Source organism: Serratia proteamaculans, from assembly GCF_946227095.1.
In the GTDB taxonomy this organism is placed as follows: Bacteria; Pseudomonadota; Gammaproteobacteria; order Enterobacterales; family Enterobacteriaceae; genus Serratia; species Serratia proteamaculans_E.
In genome coordinates this window covers 169,505-193,022 of sequence record NZ_CAMISV010000006.1, presented here as the reverse complement: position 1 = coordinate 193,022, position 23,518 = coordinate 169,505, and the positions used below count along the sequence as shown (strand labels likewise).

19 protein-coding genes and 1 pseudogene are annotated in these 23,518 nt (G+C 57.6%); 13 read left to right on the top strand and 7 right to left on the bottom strand.

The window, feature by feature from the left end; all coding sequences use genetic code 11:
* Window positions 1-52 precede the first annotated feature (52 nt).
* The 3 genes from OC597_RS14275 to OC597_RS14265 form a co-directional block, all read right to left on the bottom strand.
* On the bottom strand, window positions 53-256 hold the full coding sequence (locus OC597_RS14275) for a hypothetical protein (RefSeq protein ID WP_261283742.1): 204 nt from the start codon (window positions 254-256) through the stop codon (window positions 53-55).
* A gap of 408 nt (window positions 257-664) precedes the next feature.
* Window positions 665-1,576: a recombination-associated protein RdgC gene (gene rdgC / locus OC597_RS14270; protein WP_012005468.1), complete on the bottom strand. Its 912-nt coding sequence runs from the start codon at window positions 1,574-1,576 to the stop codon at window positions 665-667.
* A gap of 88 nt (window positions 1,577-1,664) precedes the next feature.
* Window positions 1,665-4,277: an ATP-binding protein gene (locus tag OC597_RS14265; RefSeq protein ID WP_262209203.1), complete on the bottom strand. Its 2,613-nt coding sequence runs from the start codon at window positions 4,275-4,277 to the stop codon at window positions 1,665-1,667.
* Between the two features lie 141 nt (window positions 4,278-4,418).
* Here OC597_RS14265 and OC597_RS14260 point away from each other — a divergent pair, with 141 nt between their 5' ends.
* From OC597_RS14260 to OC597_RS14235, 6 genes are all read left to right on the top strand, one after another.
* Window positions 4,419-5,939, top strand: a complete 1,521-nt coding sequence (locus tag OC597_RS14260; RefSeq protein WP_262209201.1) for a sugar ABC transporter ATP-binding protein — start codon at window positions 4,419-4,421, stop codon at window positions 5,937-5,939.
* Window positions 5,940-5,967: 28 nt separating this feature from the next.
* On the top strand, window positions 5,968-6,957 hold the full coding sequence (locus OC597_RS14255; protein ID WP_261251668.1) for an ABC transporter permease subunit: 990 nt from the start codon (window positions 5,968-5,970) through the stop codon (window positions 6,955-6,957).
* Between the two features lie 206 nt (window positions 6,958-7,163).
* Window positions 7,164-8,108, top strand: a complete 945-nt coding sequence (locus tag OC597_RS14250; protein ID WP_085115406.1) for an ABC transporter substrate-binding protein — start codon at window positions 7,164-7,166, stop codon at window positions 8,106-8,108.
* 61 nt (window positions 8,109-8,169) lie between these two features.
* Window positions 8,170-8,856: a D-lyxose/D-mannose isomerase gene (locus OC597_RS14245; protein WP_261251669.1), complete on the top strand. Its 687-nt coding sequence runs from the start codon at window positions 8,170-8,172 to the stop codon at window positions 8,854-8,856.
* An 11-nt stretch (window positions 8,857-8,867) separates the two neighbouring features.
* The gene (locus OC597_RS14240; RefSeq protein WP_012005474.1) at window positions 8,868-9,728 is read left to right on the top strand and encodes a ketose 1,6-bisphosphate aldolase; all 861 of its coding nucleotides are present in this window, start codon (window positions 8,868-8,870) and stop codon (window positions 9,726-9,728) included.
* Window positions 9,728-10,741, top strand: coding sequence for a carbohydrate kinase family protein (locus tag OC597_RS14235; RefSeq protein WP_261462993.1), 1,014 nt, complete (start codon window positions 9,728-9,730; stop codon window positions 10,739-10,741). Before OC597_RS14240 ends, OC597_RS14235 begins: the two co-directional genes overlap by 1 nt.
* On the opposite strand, the gene OC597_RS14230 is transcribed toward OC597_RS14235, so the two are convergent.
* Window positions 10,716-11,456 (bottom strand): response regulator, encoded by a 741-nt coding sequence (locus OC597_RS14230; protein ID WP_262209197.1) that lies wholly within the window; start codon window positions 11,454-11,456, stop codon window positions 10,716-10,718. The two genes, OC597_RS14235 and OC597_RS14230, sit on opposite strands and share 26 nt — an antisense overlap.
* A gap of 210 nt (window positions 11,457-11,666) precedes the next feature.
* Between OC597_RS14230 and mak the strand changes: the two genes are divergently transcribed.
* The 3 genes from mak (at window position 11,667) to OC597_RS14215 (ending at window position 13,294) form a co-directional block, all read left to right on the top strand.
* On the top strand, window positions 11,667-12,575 hold the full coding sequence (mak, locus tag OC597_RS14225; protein ID WP_261462994.1) for a fructokinase: 909 nt from the start codon (window positions 11,667-11,669) through the stop codon (window positions 12,573-12,575).
* A gap of 102 nt (window positions 12,576-12,677) precedes the next feature.
* Complete coding sequence (locus OC597_RS14220) at window positions 12,678-12,911, top strand: type II toxin-antitoxin system Phd/YefM family antitoxin (protein WP_085115412.1); 234 nt, start codon at window positions 12,678-12,680, stop codon at window positions 12,909-12,911.
* Window positions 12,908-13,294 (top strand): type II toxin-antitoxin system VapC family toxin, encoded by a 387-nt coding sequence (locus OC597_RS14215; protein ID WP_085115413.1) that lies wholly within the window; start codon window positions 12,908-12,910, stop codon window positions 13,292-13,294. Before OC597_RS14220 ends, OC597_RS14215 begins: the two co-directional genes overlap by 4 nt.
* Window positions 13,295-13,296: 2 nt before the next feature.
* On the opposite strand, the gene licT is transcribed toward OC597_RS14215, so the two are convergent.
* The 3 genes from licT to sbcD all read right to left on the bottom strand — a co-directional run bounded on the left by licT (window position 13,297) and on the right by sbcD (window position 18,945).
* Entirely contained in the window at window positions 13,297-14,139 is an 843-nt protein-coding gene (gene licT, locus OC597_RS14210; protein WP_099062319.1) for a BglG family transcription antiterminator LicT, read from the bottom strand.
* Window positions 14,140-14,464: 325 nt separating this feature from the next.
* Window positions 14,465-17,716: an exonuclease subunit SbcC gene (gene sbcC / locus OC597_RS14205; RefSeq protein ID WP_262209193.1), complete on the bottom strand. Its 3,252-nt coding sequence runs from the start codon at window positions 17,714-17,716 to the stop codon at window positions 14,465-14,467.
* Window positions 17,713-18,945 carry an exonuclease subunit SbcD gene (gene sbcD / locus OC597_RS14200; protein ID WP_262209191.1) on the bottom strand — a complete coding sequence of 411 codons (1,233 nt, stop codon included), beginning with the start codon at window positions 18,943-18,945 and terminating at the stop codon, window positions 17,713-17,715. The genes sbcC and sbcD overlap by 4 nt, the downstream gene beginning before the upstream one ends.
* A 224-nt stretch (window positions 18,946-19,169) precedes the next feature.
* Between sbcD and phoB the strand changes: the two genes are divergently transcribed.
* The 4 genes and pseudogenes from phoB to OC597_RS14180 all read left to right on the top strand — a co-directional run bounded on the left by phoB (window position 19,170) and on the right by OC597_RS14180 (window position 23,469).
* Window positions 19,170-19,859, top strand: a complete 690-nt coding sequence (phoB, locus tag OC597_RS14195; protein WP_020825449.1) for a phosphate response regulator transcription factor PhoB — start codon at window positions 19,170-19,172, stop codon at window positions 19,857-19,859.
* Window positions 19,860-19,883: 24 nt separating this feature from the next.
* Window positions 19,884-21,200 (top strand): phosphate regulon sensor histidine kinase PhoR, encoded by a 1,317-nt coding sequence (gene phoR / locus OC597_RS14190; RefSeq protein ID WP_085115417.1) that lies wholly within the window; start codon window positions 19,884-19,886, stop codon window positions 21,198-21,200.
* 15 nt (window positions 21,201-21,215) lie between these two features.
* Complete coding sequence (locus OC597_RS14185; RefSeq protein WP_261251674.1) at window positions 21,216-22,154, top strand: PstS family phosphate ABC transporter substrate-binding protein; 939 nt, start codon at window positions 21,216-21,218, stop codon at window positions 22,152-22,154.
* Window positions 22,155-22,362: 208 nt separating this feature from the next.
* Window positions 22,363-23,469 (top strand): annotated as a pseudogene (locus OC597_RS14180) (cobalamin-independent methionine synthase II family protein).
* Window positions 23,470-23,518: the final 49 nt, after the last annotated feature.

Sequence of the window (23,518 nt, the reverse complement as noted above, 5' to 3'; positions counted from 1 at the left end):
TAGACGTTTGCGACTGGGATGTTGGGAAAAAACGTGGCGCTGAACCCTCAGGTTATTCTTCATCTTTTATTTTTAGAACATACTTTTTCCAGAAGTGGCTGGAAAGAAATGCATAAATCAATGTGAAGATAATAGACGCGAAAAAGGCTTTGATTAATGTGGTGGGGAGGGACAACTCCCTTATGTTTGCGATTAAAAATGATGAAAAGGAAACCCCTGCAACGAACATCAATCTTTTTAATCTTTCCTGTTTCACAACGCACTCCTTTGCTTAAACGGAGAGATTGCAATCTCTGAGTGTAATGACGAGGTTGCCTTTGAACCCGAGATACTCGGGCCTAGCGCACCGAGGGGCGCTCCGGCAGCTAAAGCTGCTACGACCCCTTCGGCACGCTCTCCCTAATAACGGGCTTTGACAGTTGTCTGAGAGATTGTAATCTATTTTCCTGCAACATAAATAATTCATTTTCATGATTTAATTGATGAGAATATAAAGTTTTTAATGTCATTTATAAGTGGTATCAATACGTGTAGATGAAAATAATTAAAAACGGATGGCAGTTATTCAGAAAATACTATGGGTGGGGGAAATTGAGTGATTTTCCTGCCTAATATATAGCAATAAGGGCTCTGCATGCAGAGCCCTTGGTATTTTCAGGCAGGCTTAACGTTGGGCTTCGCCACCCAGGGCTTCGATGGTGTTCTTGATTAACGCCGCCAGTTCGCTGGTCATCAGGATAAAGTCGGCGTCAAAACGCTGGGCGAAGTCGTCACGATCGATATCGTCATTCTGTTCACGCAAGGTATCGGCGAACTTCAAACGCTTCAGCGAACCGTCGTCTGCCAGTACCAGCTGAATACGCTCTTGCCAGTCCACTGCCAGCTTGGTCACCAGCTTGCCGGCTTCGATATGCACCGCAATCTCATCGCTGATCAGGTTCTGTTTTTTGCAGCGGATCACGCCGCCGTCTTCCAGAATTGCTTTCAACTCCGCTTCGTCCTGAATGATAAACCCAGCCGGCAGTTCGCCGGAACGCACCCATTCGGTCAGCGTCAGTTCGATTGGGCTTTCCATGGTCAACGGCACCACCGGCAGTGAACCCAGGCTCTTGCGCAGCAGCGCCAGAGTGTCTTCCGCGCGTTTGGCGCTGGCGGCATCAACCATGATCAGATCGTTAACCGTGTCGATCCACATAAAGGTCTGGTTAAAGCGGCTGAAGGCGCGTGGCAACAGGCTGTGCAGCACTTCATCTTTCAGCGCGTCTTTCTCGGTTTTCTTCAGCTTGCGGTGCTGTTCGCCTTCCAGGCGTTCAATCTTGGCCTGCAACTCTTGTTTGATGACCGGCGACGGCAGGATTTTTTCTTCCTTGCGCGCGCAGATAACGATCTGGCCGTTAACCGCATGCGTCAGTGATTCGCTGTGTGAGCCCATCGGGGAAACCCAGCCGGTCTTCGCCATGTCCTGGCTGCCGCACGGGGTGAAAGCAAAAGCGCTGAGCTGTTTTTCCATTTCATCCGCGTTTAACGCCACTTCGCGGCTCAAACGGTAAACCATCAAATTCTTAAACCACAGCATAATGTTATCCCTGGCTGGGCGTGCGTCTGGCACGCTGATTCATCAAAAGCAGGGCGGCATAATAACGAATCAGAGGCGAAAAATCGCCTCATTCCCTCCTAATTGCGTCGCCGGCCGCGTTTGAATGGCGTGCCCGTTGCAGTGCAAGCGCCAGTTGCCGCTGGCTGAAAGGCTTGCGCAGCAGTTCCACATTGGGCAGTGTGTCTTCGTGGTGGCGGCGTATATCCTGACCGCTGATCAGCAGCGCGGTGATATGCGGATTAATCTCTCGCGCCAGGCCAATCACCTGCACGCCATCCAGTTCACCCGGCAACATCAGATCGCTGATCAATACTCCAATATCCGGCGTCTGGCGCAGCAGAGCCAGCGCTTCATGGCTGTCCGCGCAGTCCAGCGTCAGGTAGCCGAGCTGGTGCAGGTGCTCGCACAGTGTATGACGCACGTCGTTTTCATCTTCCAGCACCAGCACCAGATTGTCGGTGCCGTCGTTTTCCTCTGGCAGCAGGGTTGGCGCTTGCGTGACGGCCGGTGTCGGTGCTCGCGGCAGTTGCAGTCGCACCAGCGTACCTTCGCCCGGTGCGGTTTCAATCTGCACCCGACCGCCGGACTGGCGGACAAAGCCGTACACCATCGACAGCCCCAGTCCGCTGCCACTGCCGACGGGCTTGGTGGTGAAGAAGGGCTCGAACACCTGTGCCTTCACCTCTTCCGACATACCGCAGCCGGTGTCGATCACCTCCAGCGCCACCATGTCCTGCTTTTTGCCGCCGCTGCGTTGTACCCGCTGGTTGTAGATGCGGATCTTCACCACGCCGCTACGGCCTTCCATGGCATCCCGGGCGTTGACCACCAGGTTGATCAGTGCGTTTTCCAACTGATTGGCATCGACCCACGCCGGCCAGCCGAGCCGCTGAGACTCAATGGTCAGCGACAGCGTGGTCGGCAGAGAATGGCGTAGCAGCTCCTGCAGATTCTCCACCAGTGACTGCAGCGTGATGGCCTGCGGATGTAGCGCCTGTTTACGCGAGAAGGCCAGTAACCGTTGGGTGAGTTGTGCACCGCGTTCGGCGGCCTTCAGCGCGCGGGCGATGCGCTGCTCGGTTTGCGCATCCTGAGTCTGTTGGGTGGTCAGTTCCAGGCTGCCGATGATCACCGCCAGCAGGTTGTTAAAATCATGGGCCAGCCCGCCGGTGAGCTGGCCGACCGCCTTCATTTTTTGGCTGTGCAGCAGCGCCTCTTCCAGCGCTTTGCGCTCGGTGCGTTCCAGCACCACGTTGACTACGCCGCGATTGGGTACCGGGCTAAAACGCAGTTCGACGGTGCGGCCATCGCTCAGGCGCAACTCCTGTGGCTGCGGCAGTTCGCTGGACAGGTTAGCCAGTACCGCTTCCCAACGCTGGCCCGCCGGTGGCGTCACGTGTTGCAGCAACTCACGGTAGTGCTGACCACGGTGTAACTGGTGTTCGTTGAGTCCCAGCAACAACGGATACTGCGGGTTCCACACTACCAACTGGCCGTCGTTATCAAACAGCGCAAAGCCGTCGCGCATCGCCAGAAAGGTGGTTTCCAGCTGGGTGCTTTTCTCTTTCAGCAGGCGGGAGGTCTGTTCCAGTGAGGCAGTGTTGCGCGCAAAGACGTTGAATGCCCGCGCCAATTCGCCCAGTTCGTCACGCCGTTGCAACGCCGGTACGCTGACATCACGTTCGCCACGCGCCAGCCGCGTCATGGCACCGGCGATTGCCGTCAGGTTCGAACCGAGATTGCGGTAGATATACAGCCCGGCGAAGCCGGTAATCACCAGCGCCAACAGTGCGAACAGGCCGATAAACCAACTGATGGAGCTGAGCTCACGATGCGTTTGGTGGGTGCGCAGCTCCGACTCGTCCGCCACCTTCTGCACGTAAAGGTTGATGTCGTCGTTGAGCATCGCCACCAGGGCTTTGATGTGGTAGGTGTAATAGGCCAGCGCCAGATCGCTTTGCTCCAGCTCCAACGTTTCGGGCAGCAGGCGCTGCTCACTGTCGCGAAACTGCCGCATTTTCTCGTCTACCAGGGCATCCGGGCTGCGCTGCGGCCAGTAGGCCATCACGCTGTCGAGCTGTTGGGCGGCGGCCTTGGGCGTTGGGGTTTGAATGGCGATCGCCAGCAGCCGGTCGATCTGGCTCAGCAGCGGCAGCGAAGGCTGGTCCAGGTTATTACGCTGATTGAGGCTGGCAATATGCCGCAGCGTGCTCTGCGACTGATACAACCCACTGAGCAGGATATTGCGTTGCAGATGCCGCGCATGGCCGAGATCCAGCATGCGGGTCACGCTGGTTTCCAGCGCGTTGCTGCGGCTGATGATGCGCTGGACCAGTTCCGGCTCGCTGTGTGCCAGCGGAGCGTCCGCCAGTCGGCTGAGCGAGGCCTGCAGCGCCAACTGGGTCTGTTTCAATCGTGCCGATTCGCTCTGGTACTCCAGCGCGCCCACCACCTGTGAAAGCCGAATGGCGGCGGTCGCCACGTTCGAGGTATCCCGGCTCAGCGCCATGCTGCCGTTCATCTCTTTCAGCGTCTGCGCCTGCACCTGTTCCTGCAGCTTGCCCGCATGGTTAAAACCGACGATCGCCACGCCGCTGACCATCAGCGTCACCGCCACCACCAGCAGGTTGAACATCAGCAGGCGCCCACGTGCGCCGGCAAGGAAAGGCAGTCTGCGCATCGTATCCCCCGTAACTGACTGTTCGCAGTATAAATCCTCGTTCCATTAACAATATGACAAAGATGAACGGCCGCTGACATTTTGCATTTATTTATGCGTGGTTAACTGCACTCAATCCGAACCGCAACCTGAGGTATGACGATGAGCGCAACCCCGATTCTGGAAATGCACAACATCGCCAAGAGTTTTGGTCAGTTCTATGCACTGGAGGGCGTCAACCTGACGGTTTATAGCGGTGAGATCCACGCGCTGATGGGTGAAAACGGCGCGGGTAAAAGCACGTTAATGAAAATATTGGCCGGCGCTTATATCGCCAGCAGCGGGGAAATTTTTATCGATGGGCAGCCGTTTGCCATTAAGGGGCCAAAAGATGCCCTGGCAGCAGGTATCACGCTGATTTATCAGGAAATGAATCTGGCGCCGAATCTGACGGTGGCGGAAAACATTTTTCTGGGCAGCGAGATCCAGCGCGGCGGTCTGGTGAAGCGCCAGCAGATGTTGCTGGAAGCACAGAAGGTGATCGACCGTTTGGGCGCCCAGTTCAGCGCCGGCGATCGGGTGATGAAATTAACCATCGCCGAACAGCAGCAGGTGGAAATCGCCCGCGCGCTGCACCGCAACAGCCGCATTCTGGTGATGGACGAACCGACGGCGGCACTCTCTTCGCGTGAGACGCATCGGCTGTTTGAGTTGATCAAACGTCTGCGCGATGAGGGAATGGCGATCATTTACATCAGCCACCGCATGGCGGAAGTGTACGAGCTGTCGGATCGCGTTAGCGTGCTGCGCGACGGCCAGTACGTCGGCAGCCTGATGCGCGACAAACTGTCTGCCAGCGAATTGGTGCGCATGATGGTGGGCCGTCCACTGAGCGATTTGTTCAACAAGGAACAGGGCATTGCCGTGGGTGAACCGCGCCTGACGCTACACGGGCTGACCGACGGCAAGAAAGTGAAACCGGTCAGCCTGCAGGTCCGTGCCGGAGAGATCGTTGGCCTTGCCGGGCTGGTGGGCGCGGGCCGTTCCGAACTGGCACAGTTGATTTTCGGCGTGCGCAAGCCGAGCGGCGGCAGGGTAGAAATTGACGGCAAACCGGCCAATATCCATTCACCGCGCGACGCCATTGCGCTGGGCATCGGTTTTCTCACCGAAAACCGCAAAGAGCAGGGCTTGTTCCTCGATCTGGCGGCGCATGAAAATATCGTTATGGCGACGCTGGAGCGCGACGGGCGCTATGGCCTGCTTAATCGCCGCAAGGCACAGCGTATTTCCAGCGATGCCATCGGCCTGCTGAACATCCGCGTGCCGCATGCTCAGGTACGGGCCGGTGGGCTGTCCGGCGGCAACCAGCAAAAGCTGCTGATTTCACGCTGGGTGGCGATCGGCCCGCGCATTCTGATCCTCGATGAACCGACACGCGGCGTTGACGTCGGCGCCAAAAGCGAAATTTACCGCATTATGAGCCAGATGGCGCAGCAGGGAGTGGCGATCCTGATGATATCCAGTGAACTGCCCGAGGTGGTCGGCATGAGTGACCGGGTCTACGTGATGCACGAAGGCAGCATTGCCGGGGAGCTGGGCGGCGGTGAGATCAGTCAGGAAAGTATTATGACGCTGGCCACCGGCGTCGAACCTGTCCTGGAGGCGGCCAGCCATGAATAATTCTATCCCTACGCTCAAGGAGCCTGTCATGACTTCAAACCCGCTGCCACCGGCCGCAAAAAATCCGACGCTGAAACGGGCATTTTTGGGCGATATGATGCAAACCGTCGGGATCTTGCCGATCTTGATCCTGATCGTCGCGGTTTTCGGCTTTGTCGCGCCCAATTTCTTTACCGACGCCAACCTGCTGAATATTGCCCGGCAGGCGTCGATTAACATCGTATTGGCGGCGGGCATGACCTTCATCATCCTGACCGGCGGTATCGATCTCTCGGTGGGGTCGATGCTGGGTACCACCGCGGTGGTGGCGATGGCGGTCTCACTGATGCCGGGCCTGGCCGGGCTGTCGATCCCACTGGCGCTGCTGGCCGGTTTGGGCATGGGCCTGTTTAACGGTTTTCTGGTGGCTTACGCCGGTCTGCCGCCGTTTATTGTCACGCTGGGGACCTATACCGCCCTGCGCGGCGCGGCTTATTTGCTGGCCGACGGCACCACCATTATCAATTCCGATATCAATTTTGAATGGATCGGCAACTCTTATCTGGGGCCGATCCCCTGGCTGGTGATTATCGCTTTCGCGGTGATCGCACTGTGCTGGTTCATCCTGCGCCGCACCACGCTGGGCGTCCATATCTACGCGGTGGGCGGTAATATCCAGGCGGCACGCCTGACCGGGATCAAGGTCGGTGCGGTGTTGCTGTTCGTCTACGGCATGAGCGGCTTGCTGTCAGGGCTGGGGGGGATAATGAGTGCCTCACGGTTGTACAGCGCCAACGGCAACCTTGGCATGGGCTATGAGCTGGACGCGATCGCTGCGGTGATCCTCGGCGGCACCAGCTTTGTCGGTGGCATTGGCACCATTACCGGCACGCTGGTGGGGGCGCTGATTATCGCCACCCTGAACAACGGCATGACGCTGATGGGCGTCTCATACTTCTGGCAATTGGTGATCAAGGGGGCGGTGATCATCATAGCTGTACTGATAGACAAGTACCGCACCCGCAATTACCAGCACTAGCTTACCCGTCGTCTTTCAAGCCGCAGCGTTGTTACCTGCACTAGCCCACCCCAGTTACTTACTCAAGTAAGCGCCTGGGGATGAACTAGCTGGCCGCCTAGCTGCAACTTGAAATCCATAGGGTAAGGTTGGGTGATAAAGAAAGGTTGGTTGGCGCCCACCGGGGCAGGTTTTTTCGTAGATCAGAAAATAATGAGGAAAACACTATGCGTTTCAAGCCATTGATTACTGCTTTACTGGTTACCGCTGCGCTCGGCAGCGCCTCGTTGGTGCAGGCAAAAGAGTTGAAATCGATTGGGGTGACGGTAGGCGATTTGGCCAACCCGTTCTTTGTCCAGATCACCAAGGGTGCAGAAATGAAAGCGCGTGAGTTGGCCGGCGACAAGGTCAACGTGACGCTGGTGTCGAGCGGTTACGATCTTGGCCAGCAGGTGGCGCAGATCGACAACTTTATCGCTGCCAAGGTCGATATGATCATCCTGAACGCCGCGGACTCCAAGGGCATCGGCCCGGCGGTAAAACGCGCCAAGGATGCCGGTATCGTGGTGGTGGCGGTTGACGTGGCGGCCGAAGGGGCCGATGCCACGATCACCTCGGACAACACCCAGGCCGGGGCGATGGCCTGTAAATACATCAGCGATCGTCTGAAAGAGAAAGGCAACGTGGTGATCATCAACGGGCCGCCGGTGTCTGCCGTGCAAAACCGGGTAGAAGGCTGCATGACCGAGCTGAAGAAACACCCGGAGATCAAGCTGTTGTCTTATAACCAAAACGCCAAGGGCAGCCGTGAAGGTGGGCTGGAGATCATGACCGCGCTGTTGGCGGCCAATCCGAAGATCGACGGCGTGTTCGCCATTAACGATCCTACGGCGATCGGTGCCGATCTGGCCGCCAAGCAGGCGCAGCGCAGCGAATTCTTTATCGTTGGTGTCGATGGATCGCCGGACGGTGAAGAGGCGCTCAAACGCGGCGGAAAATCGCTGTTTGTCGCGACGCCGGCACAGGATCCTCAGGTGATGGCGGCCAAGGCGGTCGAGATCGGTTACGACATTTTGCAGGGTAAACCCGCGCCAACCGGCCCGGTGCTGATCCCGGTAACCATGATCGATAAAAACAATATCGGCAGCTACAAAGGCTGGACGGTGAAATAACCTGTTATCGGCGGGGCCTGTCCGATCGGGCCCCTCATTCCTTATCGCTTCCGGAGGCACCATGAACCGTTCCGCCGTGAACCAAATCCTGCAGCAAACCCAGCATTTTTTTGCCCGCTTCGACGTCCATCTGCCGCCGTTTGCCCATTTTAGCCCAGCGGTCTGGCAGCAGCTCGATCGCCAGCCGTGGCTGGAGGTGTTTGACCTGAAACTGGGTTGGGACGTCACGGCATTTGGCGATAACGATTTTGCCCGCAAAGGGTTAACGCTATTTACCCTGCGCAACGGTTCACCCGGTGGTCAACCCTACGCCAAAGGTTACGCGGAGAAAATCATGCATTGCCGCGAAGCGCAGGTGACGCCGATGCATTTCCACTGGCGCAAGCGGGAAGACATTATCAACCGTGGTGGCGGCAACCTGATTGTCGAGCTGTATAACGCAGACCTTCAGGAAGGGCTGGCCGATAGCGCGGTGACCGTGACGCTGGATGGCTGCCGACAGACCCACGCCGCCGGTTCGCGCCTGCGGCTGGCACCGGGAGAAAGCATCTGCCTGACGCCGGGGATCTATCACAGCTTCTGGGGCGAGGAGGGGTTTGGTGACGTATTGGTGGGCGAAGTGTCGACGGTAAACGATGACGACAACGACAACCGTTTCCTGCTGCCGCTCAGTCGTTTTAGCCAGCTTGAAGAAGACCAGCCGCCGCAGTGGTTGCTGTGTCACGAATACTTGCGCTTTATCGCTTAAGGAGAACCAGCATGGCATTGATTTCACTGGCGCAGGGGTTGGCGCAGGCTCGTCAACACGGCTATGCGCTGGGCGCGTTCAACGTGCTCGACAGCCACTTTCTGCGTGCCTTGTTTGCCGCGGCGCAGGCGGCGCGATCGCCCTTCATTATCAATATTGCCGAAGTGCACTTTAAGTACGTCTCGCTGGAATCCCTGGTGGCGGCGATTAAAAGCGAAGTGGCGCAGCACGATATTCCGGTGGTGTTGAATCTGGATCATGGCCTGCATTTTGAGGCGGTGGTGCAGGCACTGCGACTGGGATTCAGCTCGGTGATGTTCGACGGCTCCGGCCTGAGCTACGAAGAGAACGTACGTCAGACGCAGGAAGTGGTACGCATGTGCCACGCGGTCGGCGTATCGGTGGAGGCGGAGCTGGGTGCTGTAGGCGGTGACGAAGGTGGTGCGCTGTACGGCGAGGCGGACAGCAACAAATTTACCGATCCGCAGCGGGCGCGCGAGTTTGTCGAATTGACTGGCATTGATGCGCTGGCGGTGGCGATTGGCAATGCGCATGGCAAATACAAAGGCGAGCCGAAGCTTGATTTTGAGCGGCTGGCGGCGATCCAGCAGCAGGCCGGTATCCCACTGGTGCTGCATGGCGGGTCCGGCATTAGCGATGCCGATTTCAAACGCGCGATCGGCCTGGGCATTCACAAAATCAACTTCTATACCGGCATGTCACAGGCAGCGCTGGGGGCGGTTGAACAGCGCATCACGCAGCGCCACGCGATTTACGATGAGTTTGCCGAAGTGCTGCTGGCGGTGGAGCAGTCGATCAGCGAAGTGGTGCAGCAGCAGATGCATATTTTCGGCAGCGCCGGACGGTTGTGATGAGCCGGCGTGGCATTGTTTCGGCCGGCAATATGCTGGTGGATCATGTGCATCAAATAGCGCACTGGCCGCAGCCGGGCTGGTTGGTGGAGATTGAACACAGCCAACGTGCCACCGGCGGCGCCCCACTGAATGTGCTGCTGACATTGGCACGCATGGAGACCGGGTTGCCGCTGGCGGCGCTCGGGTTGATCGGCTGCGATGCGGATGGTGACTACATTCTGCAGATGCTGGCGCAGCATCGGGTCGACAGCGACCTGGTGCGGCGTAGCGAAACGGCAATGACCGCCATGTCGCAGGTGATGACCGAACCGGGCGGGCAGCGGACGTTTTTCCATGCTCCGGGTGCCAATCGCTGTCTGGATCTGGTCGATTTTGACGGGCTGCACAGCGAGCATAAAATTTTCCATCTGGGTTATCTGTTGCTGCTCGACAGCCTGGATCGCCCGGATGAAGAATTCGGTACTCGCAGCGCCCGCCTGCTGGCACAGATGCAGCAGCGCGGTTACCAGACTTCATTGGATCTGGTATCGCGCCAGGGCGATCCACGCTATCGCCCGTTGGTGTTACCGGCCCTGCGCTGGCTGGATTATCTGGTGATCAACGAGCTGGAGGCCGGTGAGTTTACCGGGCTGGCATTGCGTGCGGCTAATGGTGAGGTGCAGCCGCAGTTGATGGCCGAGGCGGCAGAACAGTTATTGCAGGCCGGTGTGCGGCGACGAGTGGTGATCCACTGCCCGGAAGGCGCATACGGCGTCGAGCAAGGGGGAGAAGCACGCTGGCAGCCGTCGTGGCGTGTCAGTGAAAGCGAAATTGTCGGCAGCGTCGGTGCCGGGGATGCTTTCTGCGCCGGTGTGTTGTACGCCAGCCATGAAGACTGGTCACTGGTAGAGACGTTGCAATTGGCACATGCCTGTGCGCGGTTCAATTTACTGTGCGCCAACGCGATCGATGGCGCACGATCCTTGCCGGAACTGCAGGATTATATCAGGCGACAGCCACCGGTTGGCTGACGTCGGCGGCAAAAACATAGCCCAGCCCGCGAATGGTGCGGATCAATTCGGGCTGATGTGGATTGCTCTCGATCTTGCGTCGTAACCGCATGATCAGTACGTCGATGGTGCGATCGAACACCTCCAGCGTTTCGCTGTGGGTCAGCTCCAACAGGCGGTCGCGGGTCAGTACTTTGCGCGCATGTTGCACCAGCGCCAGCAGCAGGCCGTATTCGCCCTGGGTCAGATCGACCGGTTGTCGCTGCGGGTTGTGCAAGGTGCAGCGGGCTGTATCCAGGCACCAGCCGTTAAACTGCCAGCCTTCGGATTTGTTGTGACCGGCGGCGGCCGGTTCCAGCGCCAGCGCACCGGTACGACGTAATACCGCCTTGGCGCGGGCGACCACCACGCGTGGGTTAAAGGGTTTGGCGATGTAGTCGTCGGCCCCCATCTCCAGACCGACCACCACATCGGATTCGGAGCCCAGGCCGGTCAGCATCACCACCGGCAGATCCGGACGCAGCCGGTGGATTTGCTGCAACACCAGCAGGCCGTTGGTGTCCGGCAGGATCAGATCAAGCAGCACCAGCGCAATGTCAGGCTGCTGGTTGAGTAACGTTAGCGCCTCGCTGCCCCGGTGGCAGGCATGCACGGTAAATACGTGTTCATTGAGCACGTCGCAAAGCAGGTCACAGATAGCGGGGTCGTCATCGACGATCAATATGGCAGGTTTCATCGCTGCTCTCCGGATTTTATGATGCGGAAAATGTTATCAATAAGTTAACTGGCTAACTGCAGTGTACCCGATGGCTAATTAATAAGCGGTAGCCGGTGTGGATCTGATGCGGAAATTGCCATCACCGTCACACTCGGCGCTGATTGAGTGATCCTGGCAACTGAATATATTAGGCTGTGGCAACGTTGTGGTGCATTGAGGAGAAAAATCGTGCGCATTGGTATCGACCTGGGTGGCACCAAAATTGAAGTGATCGCGTTGGCCAACGATGGGCGGGAACTGTTCCGCCATCGCATCGCCACGCCGCGCCATGACTATCAGCAAACGCTGGATGCGATTACCGGTCTGGTGAAGCTGGCAGAAGAAAATACCGGCCAGCAGGGCTCGGTCGGCGTGGGCATTCCCGGCACGCTGTCGCCCTATACCGGGCTGGTCAAAAACGCCAACTCGGTGTGGCTCAACGGCCAACCGCTGGATAAAGACCTGTCAGCGATGCTGGCGCGCGAAGTCCGTATTGCTAACGATGCCAACTGCCTTGCGGTGTCGGAAGCTACCGATGGCGCAGCCGCCGGCAAGCAAACCGTATTTGCGGTGATTATCGGCACCGGTTGTGGTGCTGGGGTGGCGATCAACGGCCAGGCACACTCGGGTGGGAACGGGATCTCTGGCGAGTGGGGGCATAATCCGCTGCCGTGGTTGGATGAGGACGAGCTGCGTTTTCGCGCTGAGGTTCCTTGTTACTGTGGGAAGCAGGGTTGCATTGAAACCTTTATCTCCGGTACCGGTTTTGCCACCGACTATGCCCGTTTGAGCGGCAACCCGCTGAAAGGGCATGAAATCATGACGTTGGTGGAGCAAGGGGACAGGCTGGCAGAGCAAGCCATCAGCCGTTATGAGCTGCGGTTGGCTAAGTCGCTGGCGCACGTGATCAATATTTTTGATCCGGACGTGGTGGTGTTGGGCGGCGGGATGAGCAATGTGGATCGTCTGTATCAGCAGGTGCCGCAGTTAGTGAAATCCTGGGTATTCGGCGGCGAATGTGAAACCCCGATCCGCAAGGCCATCCACGGCGACTCCAGCGGCGTGCGCGGCGCGGCCTGGTTGTGGCCACAGCTGTAACTGTTGCAAAAAAGCGCGGGCCCACTCGCGCTTTAATCAATCCGCTGTACAAAAACTAGACTCCCCCCTATGCTTTAGCTAACTTAGCTAAGGAGATCGCGTATGCCTATCCAGGCCAATATGCATGAAGCCAAATCCAACCTGAGCCAACTGGCGGATAAAGCCGCGCAGGGAGAGACCGTGATTATAGCGAAAGCAGGGAAGCCGTATGTTCAGCTGATGGCCATCAAGGGGCAAACCCGCCAGCCCGGTGCTGCCAAGGGCAAGTTTACCGTGCCGGACAATTTTAATGATGGCGATGCAGACATCACCGCGCTGTTTGAGGGCGATGAATGAAACGCCTGCTGCTGGATACCCATGCGTTGCTGTGGTGGCTGATAGATGACGCCAGCCTGGGGGAGAACGCCAGAAGGCAGATCGCCGATCCGGGTAATGTGGTGTACGTCAGCGCGGCCAGCATTTGGGAGATTTCGATTAAGCGGGCGCTGGGCAAGCTGGCCCTGCCGGAGGACATTTTCGAGGTGATTGATGCCGAAGATTTTCTGCCATTGCCGATGGCCGCCTTTCATGGTCAGCAGGCGGGCCAATTGCCGCCACATCATCAGGATCCTTTTGATCGCATGCTGATCGCTCAGGCACAAGCCGAAGGGCTGACGCTGATTTCCGCCGATGCCGCTTTCCCGCAGTATGGCATCCGGGTGTTTGACGCCCGGCGCTAGATCTATTTCACTTCGCTCTCGCTGCGTACCCGTTCGATATGAATAGTCAGGAACATCATTTCTTCGCTGGTGAGCTGGTGCTGGTAATTTTTTTCGATGTGTTGGTTAATCTTGCCTGAGCAGGCGAAGGACTCGCGGTACTTTTCTTTCACTACCTGATAGAGCGAATCGTCGTCGCTGTCGACGTAGTTTTTCCCCAGCAGGCGCTGCGCGAAGAACTTCAGATGGGTGACAAAACGGTGATAGCTCAGGGCTTCTTCGTTGTAGTCAAAACGGAAGTGATATTTGACGATATTCAGGATCTCCTGCATCACCCGGGTGATGTGCAGGGTGTTGTGCATTTCGTCATTCAGTTGGGCGTTGACCAGGTGCAGGGCGATAAACCCGGCCTCATCTTCCGGCAGGGCGGTGCCGAGCCGTTGAGCGATCAGCGCCAGCGCTTCCAGCCCGACGGCAAACTCCGCCGGGTAGAGTTTTTTGATTTCCCACAGCAGCACGTTTTTAATGTCCAGCCCTTGCGCGTGGCGCTGCAACGCAAAGTGGATATGATCGGTCAGCGTGATATAGACGATGTTGTGCAACTTGCCCGGCAGACGCTGGCGGGCAAGGGTAATAATCTTGTCGGCGGTGGTCACACAGGCCAATGGGATCTCCGACAGCAGCGTTTTAAAGCGCTCGGCCATTTCGCTGCCGTTCAGGGTGAAGATCTTCTCGATCAGACTTTCGTCCAGCGGATCGCCGGCCTTCTTTTTAAAACCAATACCTTTCCCCATGACGACCGTTTCTTCCTGACGATCGTCCAGCGTAATCACCACGTTATTATTGAGTATTTTTTCGATCTTCATGGCTATTCCCGGATGTTTCAGCATGCTGAAAACGAAAAAACCTGACGCACAGGAGCGATCCCGTGCGTCAGGTTTTGCCTGTATTTAAATATCTCTACCCTATGAATTTCAAGCTGCGGCTAGGCGGCCAACTCGCTCATCCCCAGGCGCTTACTTGAGTAAGTAACTGGGGTGAGCGAGTGCAGGTAACAACGCTGCGGCTTGAAAGGCGACGGGTATACAGTAACAATCCTGTTATCAGCCGCATCATAACCTTTGTCCGTAGTGGCTCAATGCTTTTGAGTGCGGACTGCCGCCGCGGTCACATTTCTTAGTCAGTGCAGCATTATTCCAGGCGGAACTGCGGCTCCAGCCGGCTGATGCCGAGGCCGTTAACCTTTTTCACCTTAATCTGCACCGGAATGCGTTCTTTCATGGCTTCAACGTGGCTGATCACGCCAATGGTTTTCCCGGAGGCGTTCAGGCTGTCGAGGGCGTCCAGCGCGGTATCCAGGGTTTCTGCATCCAGCGTGCCAAAGCCTTCGTCGAGGAACAGCGAGTCGATGCTGGTCTTGTGGCTGACCAGATCGGACAGCGCCAATGCCAGCGCCAGGCTCACCAGGAAGCTTTCACCGCCGGACAGGGTGCGGGTATCGCGCAGCGCATCCGCCTGCCAGGTATCCACCACCTGCAGCTCCAGCGCGTCGCTGGTTTTGCGTTGCAGCAGGTAGCGCCCATGCAGCCGCCCAAGCTGGTTATTCGCCAGATACACCAGGTGATCGAGCGTCAGCCCCTGGGCAAACTTGCGGAATTTATCGCCCTCTTTGGAGCCGATGAGCTGGTTGAGATAGCTCCAGTCGTCGTACTGGCTCTGGCTCTGACTGATTTGTTCAAACAGCGACTGCTGATTGATGCGGCGTGCGGCATCGCTTTCTAACTGATTGCGCACCTCACCCTGGCGTAGCTGCAGGGTTTTTAACTGCTGTGCCAGCGCTTCCAGACACTGGCTCAGGGTGTGGGGATCGACCTGACTCTCATTCAGCCCTTCGGGGCGCTGTTGTTGGTGCTGCTGCAGGCTGTCTGTGGCCTGGGCCAGCAGGGCGCTGGCTTCAACCTGACGCTGTTGCAACTGCTCTTTACGCTGTTGCAATTGCTGGCGCTGGTGGTCATCCAACAGCGCGGCGCTAAAGGCGGCCTCGTCGCTGAATTCACTGGCGGCCAGCGCCTGTAGCCACTCTTGCTCTGCCTGCTGCAACCGCTCGGTCTGTTGCCGCAGTTGCTGCTGTAGTACGGCCAACTGGCCACTCAGACGATCGCGTTGCTCCTGGGCTTTCTGCCATTGTTCGGCCGCCTGCTGGCTGGCCTGCTCACAGGCCGTCTGGCGGGCGCGTAACTGTTCGCGCACCTGCGTGATTTGCTGTTCGCCAAACAGGGCCAGCCGCTGTGCACGTTGTTCACCAAGGGCTTGTTCACCTTCCTGCCACTGCTGCTGCAAACGCTGCTGTTGCAACAGGGCTTCGGTGTGGCTTTTCTCCAGCAGGGTGAAACGCTCGTCCAGCCGTGCTTTGTCTTGTTGCGCCTGCTGCTGTTGTGTTTGCAGTGCGGCCAATTGGTCTTTGGCCTGTTGCACGGCGCGCGACGCCTGCTCGTGTTGCAGCAGAGCAGCCTGACCCAGACGTTCTTCACTGTCGCAGGCGTTCAGCCACTGGCTCAGACGTTCGGCATCCTGCAGGGCAAAATCAAACGCCAGCGGTGTGCTGAGTGTTTGCCACTGCAGCAGGTGTGCGGCCAGCTGTTGCTCGTCTTGCGCGATGAGTTGCTGTTGGCGCTGTTGCTGCTCTTTCAGGCTTTCGCACCGGGTGCGCAGCTCGGTGCCCTGAGTATACAAAGCCTCGGTTGTGACGCGCATTTGGGCCAGGCGCAATGCGGTCTCAGAAGGTTTTACCGCCTGATACTGTTCAATGGCCGGATGACTGCTGGAACCGCACAGCGGACAGGGTTCACCGGTTTGCAGGCGGGCACGTTCGGCTTCCAGGCTGACAATGCGCTGTTCCAGCTCGAGGGCTTTCTCCACGTCCAACTGGTGGGCTTTTTGTTGTTTATACTGCTGCCGCGTCTCTTCGAGCTGTTTTTCATGGTCGCCGAGCTGTGTCTGACGGGCGGCAAATTCTTTACGTTGCTGTTCCAGCCGCTCGCTGACCTGACTGAACAGCGAGGAGAGGGCGAATAACTGATGGCGCACCGGGCGCAGCTCGGCCAATTCGGTCTGACGCTGACGCAGCGCCGCCAGCGGGGACTGGGCTTCCAGTGCATTTTGCAGCTGTTGCTGCGTTGCCAGCGCGGCGGTGAGACCGTTAAGCTTTTCCTGATGCTGTCCGGCCTGTGCGGTTAACTGGACTCGCTGAAGCTCGAGCTTTTCCAGCTCCGCTTTTTGCAGTGCGTATTGCTGGATGGCGTTAGTGCAGGCCTGTTGCAGTTCGGCCTGTGTTTTCTGCCACTGGGCGATCTGGTTATCGAGCGGAACCACTTGCTCATCGATCACACGCTGTTGGGTTTGCTGGTGTTCAACATGCGCCTGCAGTTGCGCGCGTGCTTGTTCTACCGCCTGCTGCAACGGCGCCATCTGGGCAAGTTGTTGCGCCTGCTGCTGCGTCAACTGGGCGATCTGCTGTTGCAGCGCCTGTTGATCGTGGCGGCAGCGGTTACGTTCGTTAAGCAGCGGTCGCAGTTTTTCTGCCGGCTCACTGCGCGCTAACTGCTGCAGTTGCGGTTCGGCTGCGGCCTGTTCCTGCTGTGCCGCGTTCAGTTGGCGTTGGTATTCCTGCTGCTTGTGCTGCGTCTGTTGCCACTGCTGTAACCAGTTCAGCGCCTGCTGCTGCTGGCGGGTCTGTCCGCTAAGGGTATTTTCCTGCGTCCCCAGCTCAACCAACTGATTTTCCAGTTGCTGACGCTGTTCGTCATTCAGCAGTTCAATGCCGCTGGCGCGTTGGTGCAGTGCATCCAGGTCGGCCTTGGCCTGCTTATGCTGTTCGAAAACCCGCTCGGAAAGCTGGCCGTAGATCTCGGTACCGGTCAGCTCTTCCAGCAGTTCGGCGCGATCGTTGGCGTCGGCATTGAGGAAGGCGGCGAACTGCCCCTGGGACAGCATCATCGATTTGGTAAAGCGGCCGAAATCCAACCCGGTGATCGCGGCAGTCATATCCAGCTTGTCGCGCACTTTGTCTGCCAGGATCTTGCCGTCTTCACGCAGCGCCAGTTCGACCTTTGGTGCCTGCAAATTGCCGTCCGGGGCGTTTTTGGCGCGTCGTTGGCTCCAGAAAGCACGGTAGCCGATGCCTTTAACTTCAAATTCGACCTCAGCCAGCGATTCGGCGGTGTGGCGCGTCATCAGCTCGTTTTGGCTTGGCGTAACGTTAAGGCGTGGCGTTTGGTGGTACAACGCCAGACAGATGGCATCCAGCAGGGTAGTTTTGCCCGCGCCGGTGGGCCCGGTGATGGCGAACAACCCATTACTGGCAAAGGGTTCGGCGGTGAAGTCGATCTTCCATTCGCCCTGCAATGAATTGAGGTTCTTTAATCTCAGGCTGAGAATTTTCATTGGCTCGGCTCCTGGTCGTTATGCTGTACGGCCTCGACAACCTGCTGGAACATTTGGCTCATTCGCTGCCGACGTTCTTCAGCCATTTCAGGCTCCTGCGCCAGTCGCCGCTCGAACACCTCATTAACACTCAGTTCGTTCAGCGTTTCTTTGTCCTGCTGTTCAATTGCCTGGCGGCGTTGTTCTTTGCTGCGGCGCAACAGCACCACTTCTACTGGCAGTTGGTCGGCCAGTAGCTGGATGCGGCGCTGAATGTCGCTAAGGTAATCCTGCGTTGCCACTTCGATATCCAGCCACACCGGTAATTCACCCTGATAATCGGCGAACTGCCGCAATTGTTGCTCGATCTGCGCAAAATCGCCCTTGATAAGCTGCATGGGCTGGAAGCTGGGGATCTCCAGCGCGCTGACCTGTTGCAGGGCACCCGCGCTGAAATCCACCATAAACACGCTTTTGGCCTTGCCCAACTCGTCAAAACTGAGGGGGATCGGCGAGCCGCTGTAACGGATATGTTCGGATTTTGCGACGTTCTGCGCACGGTGAATATGCCCCAGCGCGATGTAATCGGCCGGTGGGAAGGCCTGCGCCGGAAAGGCGTCCAGCGTGCCAATATAGATATCTCGCACCGAATCGGAGGTGGTGACACCCACGGTGGTCAGGTGGCCGGTGGCAACAATCGGCAGGGGCAAGCCCAGCGCGTCACGGCGTGCACAGGCCGCCTGATACAGCGTTTGATAATGGTCGGCGATGGCCTCTTGCAGCGCCTGCTGTTTTTGTACCCCGGATTCCCCGGCGCGGCTGGTGAGCAAATCGCGCGGGCGCAGGAACGGGATGGCGCACAGCACCGCGCCCGGCTGGCCGTCGCGCTGATTTAGCACCAGGATTTGCTGTTCGGTTTCGCTCTGTGCGTTGGCAATCACGGTGGTATTCAGGCAGGAAAGCAATTCACGCGATTCATTTAAGGTTGCCACGGAGTCGTGGTTGCCGCCCAACACCACCAACTGGCAGCCGGTGCGCTGCAGCTCGACCACAAAACGGTTATACAGCTCGCGGGCATAACTTGGCGGCGAGCCGGTATCGAACAGATCCCCGGCGACGATCAGCGCATCCACCTGCTGTTGTTCGATCTGCTCGATCAGCCAGCGCAGAAAAGCCTGATGTTCGGCGGCGCGGCTTTTGGTGAAAAAATACTGGCCAAGATGCCAGTCAGAGGTGTGGATCAGGCGCATGACACTCCCAGGGCGATAGAGTAATGGCAGGGATTATAAAGGGCGTTGCGGTGGCTGTCGTGACGCAATCATTATGACAACTGAATGATTTTTCTTTGACGTTGGAAATAATCGCTATGCTTACTGGCTATAACAGGTAGGATTTTTCATAAAAGTGTCACAAAACTGACGCATAATGGCGACCGCAATCAACTGTGATCGCTAACACATTGGCAGGATTGACGATGGCAAGACGCATACTGGTGGTGGAAGACGAAGCGCCGATCCGTGAGATGGTGTGCTTTGTGTTGGAACAGAATGGTTACCAACCGTTGGAAGCTGAGGATTATGACAGCGCAGTGACGCGCCTGTCTGAGCCGTTCCCTGATTTAGTGTTGCTCGACTGGATGTTACCCGGAGGTTCCGGCATTCAGTTTATCAAACATATGAAGCGTGAAGCACTGACCCGAGATATTCCGGTGATGATGCTGACTGCCCGCGGTGAAGAAGAAGACCGGGTACGTGGTCTGGAAGTCGGGGCGGATGATTACATCACCAAACCCTTCTCGCCAAAGGAACTGGTGGCACGCATCAAGGCGGTCATGCGCCGTATTTCACCGATGGCGGTGGAAGAAGTAATTGAAATGCAAGGGCTGAGCCTGGATCCTTCTTCACACCGGGTGATGGCCAACGAGCAGGCGCTGGATATGGGGCCGACCGAGTTCAAATTACTGCACTTCTTTATGACCCATCCTGAGCGTGTTTATAGCCGCGAACAGTTGCTTAATCACGTCTGGGGCACTAACGTTTATGTGGAAGACCGCACCGTTGACGTGCATATCCGCCGACTCCGTAAGGCGTTAGAGACCAGTGGTCATGACAAAATGGTTCAAACCGTTCGGGGCACCGGCTACCGATTCTCAACGCGCTACTGATCGCGCCGCGCTGGAGAATATGCCGTGCTAGAACGTCTATCCTGGAAGAGGCTGGCCCTGGAGCTGGCCCTTTTCTGCCTGCCTGCCTTACTGCTGGGGCTGATTTTCGGCTATCTGCCCTGGCTGCTGCTGGCCTCCGTGCTGGCGGCGCTGGTATGGAATTTCTACAACCAACTCAAACTTTCCCACTGGCTGTGGGTCGACCGCAGCATGACGCCCCCCCCTGGCCGCTGGAGCTGGGAACCGCTGTTTTACGGCCTGTACCAGATGCAGCAGCGCAACCGTCGCCGGCGTCGTGAGCTGGCGCTGTTGATCAAACGTTTCCGCAGCGGGGCGGAATCGCTGCCCGATGCGGTGGTGATGACCACCGTCGAAGGCAATATCTTCTGGTGTAACGGTTTGGCGCAGCATCTGCTGGGTTTCCGCTGGCCGGAAGACAATGGTCAGCACATCCTTAACCTGCTGCGTTACCCGGAATTCAGTCACTATCTGCAACAGCAGGAGTTCTCCCGGCCGTTAACCTTGCAGTTGAACAATGAACATTACGTCGAATTTCGTGTGATGCCTTATTCCGAAGGGCAGTTGCTGATGGTGGCACGTGATGTCACCCAGATGCGCCAACTGGAAGGTGCGCGACGCAACTTCTTCGCTAACGTTAGCCACGAGCTTCGCACTCCGTTGACGGTGTTGCAGGGCTATCTGGAGATGATGAGCGACGAAGAGCTGGATGGCTCGCTGCGCGGCAAGGCGCTGGGTACCATGCAGGAGCAGACCCGACGAATGGACGGGCTGGTCAAGCAGTTGCTGACGCTGTCGCGGATTGAGGCAGCGCCTAATGTCGAAATGAACGAACGGGTCGATATTCCGCTGATGTTACGGGTGCTGCAACGTGAAGCTCAGTCGCTGAGCGGGGGCAACCATGAGATTACTTTCCGGGTAAACGAGCAGCTCAAGGTCTTCGGTAACGATGATCAACTGCGCAGTGCGGTATCAAACCTGGTGTATAACGCCGTCAATCATACGCCGAACGGCACCAATATTGAGGTGAGCTGGCAACAGACGCCAAATGGAGCGCAGTTCCAGGTCAGTGATAATGGGCCGGGTATTGCTGCCGAACATATTCCGCGCCTGACGGAACGCTTCTATCGCGTCGACAAGGCCCGTTCACGCCAGACCGGCGGCAGTGGGTTGGGGCTGGCGATCGTCAAGCATGCCCTCAGCCACCACGACGCGCGGCTGGAGATCCTCAGTGAGCAGGGCATCGGCACCCGATTCATCTTTACCTTGCCTAACCGGTTGATTGTTCCCGCAGCTTTGTCAGAGAATGCGGTGAAAAATTAACGCGGAGAGGCTGGTATGAACCGAATGATCCGAGGGCTGTTGCTTTGCCTGGCGCTGCTGGCGAGCCGTGGCGCGTTAGCACAGCCGGATGGCATGCTGTCCGGCAACCTGTCGAGCGTCGGTTCCGATACGCTGGCCAATCTGATGGCGCTGTGGGCGCAGGACTTCAGTCAGCATTACCCCAACGTTAATTTGCAGATCCAGGCTGCGGGTTCCTCGACCGCACCTACCGCATTGGCGGCAGGTGCCGCGCAGCTTGGCCCCATGAGCCGCCCGATGAAAGCGGCGGAGGTGTCGGCTTTCGAGCACCGTTATGGCTATGCACCGCTGGCAGTACCGGTTGCTGTGGATGCGCTGGTGGTACTGGTGCATCAGGACAACCCGCTGCGGGGTCTTAACCTGCAGCAGCTTGACCGGATTTTCTCCGCGACTCTACGCTGTGGCGAAAACCGGCCATTGACGCGCTGGGGGGAACTGGGGCTAAGTGGCGATTGGCAGCAGCGCACTCTGCAGCGCTTTGGTCGCAATTCGGCATCAGGCACCTACGGTTATTTCAAACTGCGTGCGCTGTGTGGCGGTGATTTTATGCCACGGGTCAATGAGCTGCCCGGCTCGGCCTCGGTGGTACAGGCGGTGGCCGGTTCGTTGAACAGTATTGGCTACGCCAGCATCGGTTTTCGTGCCAGCGGCGTGCGGCTGTTGCCCCTGGCAGAGTCCGGCGAGAATTATGTTATCCCCAACGATACTAACGTGCGTAACGGCAGTTACCCGTTGTCGCGCTATCTGTACATTTACATCAACAAAGCCCCCAACCAGCCGTTGGAGCCGCTGACCGCGGCATTTCTCGATCGCGTGCTGTCTGATACCGGACAAAACCTGGTGAACCACGACGGCTATTTGCCGCTGCCGTCAGCTACCCTGCAGAAAACCCGCCTGGCATTGGGCCTGAAATAAACTTCTCCCGGGTGCGACAACGCGCCCAACATGAATTTCTCTCACTACCGATGAAATTTCTTCTATTGCTGCCCGGCAGTCGGTATGACAGCATGCTGCTCATTGGTTTTAGACGTCTGGATGTCCATTGTAACCTGGCGTAATAATTCAAACTGTCAATTACTGCGGCAAAGGCCCGATCTTTTGCCTGCTACCGGGAGTCATAAATATGTGCGATTGCAACCACGCTTTTCACGCTGACGTTGTCGGCAGCCTGTTGCGCCCTGAGGCGCTGAAAACCGCTCGCCAACAGTTCCAGCGGGATGAAATTAATGCTGACCAACTGCGCGCGGTGGAAGACGAGCAGATCCGTCTGGCGGTGGCCAAACAGAAAGATCTCGGCCTGGCGGTGGTGACCGACGGGGAATTTCGTCGGGCGTGGTGGCATTTTGATTTTCTGGAAGGGCTGGACGGTGTGGTAGGCTATGACGCGGAGCAGGGGATCCAGTTTAACGGTGTGCAAACCCGGGCGCGCAGTATCAAGGTGGTCGGCAAGCTGGGCTTTAACCCGCAACACCCGATGCTGGCCGATTTTCGTTTCCTGAAGGCGACCGCCGGTGATGCGGTGCCGAAAATGACCATTCCCAGCCCGAGCGTGCTGCACTTTCGCGGCGGGCGCAAGGCCATCGACAGCCAGGTGTACCCGGATCTGAACGCCTATTTTGGCGATCTGGCGCAGACCTACCGCGATGCGATCAAGGCGTTTTATGACGCCGGCTGCCGCTACCTGCAACTGGATGACACCGTTTGGGCCTATCTGTGCTCGGACGATCAACGGCGGCAGATCCGCGAGCGCGGAGAGGATCCGGATCGTCTGGCGCGTATTTACGCGGATGTGTTGAATGCGGCGATCGCCGACAAGCCGGACGATCTGACCATTGGTTTGCACGTTTGCCGCGGTAATTTCCGCTCCACCTGGATCTCCGAAGGCGGCTATGAGCCGGTGGCGAAGATCTTGTTTGGTCAGGTGAATATCGATGCCTTCTTCCTGGAGTACGACAATGAGCGCTCCGGCGGGTTCGAGCCGTTACGTTTTATCAAACCGGGTAAACAGCAGGTGGTGCTGGGGCTGATCACCACCAAAAACGGCGAGCTGGAAAATCCTGAGTAGGTGAAACAGCGTCTTGAGGAGGCCGCGCAATTTGTCGATCGCCGCCAACTTTGCCTCAGCACCCAGTGCGGTTTTGCTTCGACCGAAGAGGGTAACAGCCTGAGTGAATCACAGCAGTGGAATAAACTGCAAAGCGTGGTGAGCATCGCCCGGCAGGTTTGGTAGCGGCGAAAAAACCGTCCAGACCGCGCGGAAATTGGCTGTTTGTTGGCGT

What these genes read in the sequence shown, in the direction of transcription:
- rdgC (WP_012005468.1), bottom strand. Translation starts at nt 1,576, where the DNA reads ATGCTGTGGTTTAAGAATTTGATGGTTTACCGTTTGAGCCGCGAAGTG.
- OC597_RS14265 (WP_262209203.1), bottom strand. Translation starts at nt 4,277, where the DNA reads ATGCGCAGACTGCCTTTCCTTGCCGGCGCACGTGGGCGCCTGCTGATG.
- OC597_RS14260 (WP_262209201.1), top strand. Translation starts at nt 4,419, where the DNA reads ATGAGCGCAACCCCGATTCTGGAAATGCACAACATCGCCAAGAGTTTT.
- OC597_RS14255 (WP_261251668.1), top strand. Translation starts at nt 5,968, where the DNA reads ATGACTTCAAACCCGCTGCCACCGGCCGCAAAAAATCCGACGCTGAAA.
- OC597_RS14250 (WP_085115406.1), top strand. Translation starts at nt 7,164, where the DNA reads ATGCGTTTCAAGCCATTGATTACTGCTTTACTGGTTACCGCTGCGCTC.
- OC597_RS14245 (WP_261251669.1), top strand. Translation starts at nt 8,170, where the DNA reads ATGAACCGTTCCGCCGTGAACCAAATCCTGCAGCAAACCCAGCATTTT.
- OC597_RS14240 (WP_012005474.1), top strand. Translation starts at nt 8,868, where the DNA reads ATGGCATTGATTTCACTGGCGCAGGGGTTGGCGCAGGCTCGTCAACAC.
- OC597_RS14235 (WP_261462993.1), top strand. Translation starts at nt 9,728, where the DNA reads ATGAGCCGGCGTGGCATTGTTTCGGCCGGCAATATGCTGGTGGATCAT.
- OC597_RS14230 (WP_262209197.1), bottom strand. Translation starts at nt 11,456, where the DNA reads ATGAAACCTGCCATATTGATCGTCGATGACGACCCCGCTATCTGTGAC.
- OC597_RS14220 (WP_085115412.1), top strand. Translation starts at nt 12,678, where the DNA reads ATGCCTATCCAGGCCAATATGCATGAAGCCAAATCCAACCTGAGCCAA.
- OC597_RS14215 (WP_085115413.1), top strand. Translation starts at nt 12,908, where the DNA reads ATGAAACGCCTGCTGCTGGATACCCATGCGTTGCTGTGGTGGCTGATA.
- licT (WP_099062319.1), bottom strand. Translation starts at nt 14,139, where the DNA reads ATGAAGATCGAAAAAATACTCAATAATAACGTGGTGATTACGCTGGAC.
- sbcC (WP_262209193.1), bottom strand. Translation starts at nt 17,716, where the DNA reads ATGAAAATTCTCAGCCTGAGATTAAAGAACCTCAATTCATTGCAGGGC.
- sbcD (WP_262209191.1), bottom strand. Translation starts at nt 18,945, where the DNA reads ATGCGCCTGATCCACACCTCTGACTGGCATCTTGGCCAGTATTTTTTC.
- phoB (WP_020825449.1), top strand. Translation starts at nt 19,170, where the DNA reads ATGGCAAGACGCATACTGGTGGTGGAAGACGAAGCGCCGATCCGTGAG.
- OC597_RS14185 (WP_261251674.1), top strand. Translation starts at nt 21,216, where the DNA reads ATGAACCGAATGATCCGAGGGCTGTTGCTTTGCCTGGCGCTGCTGGCG.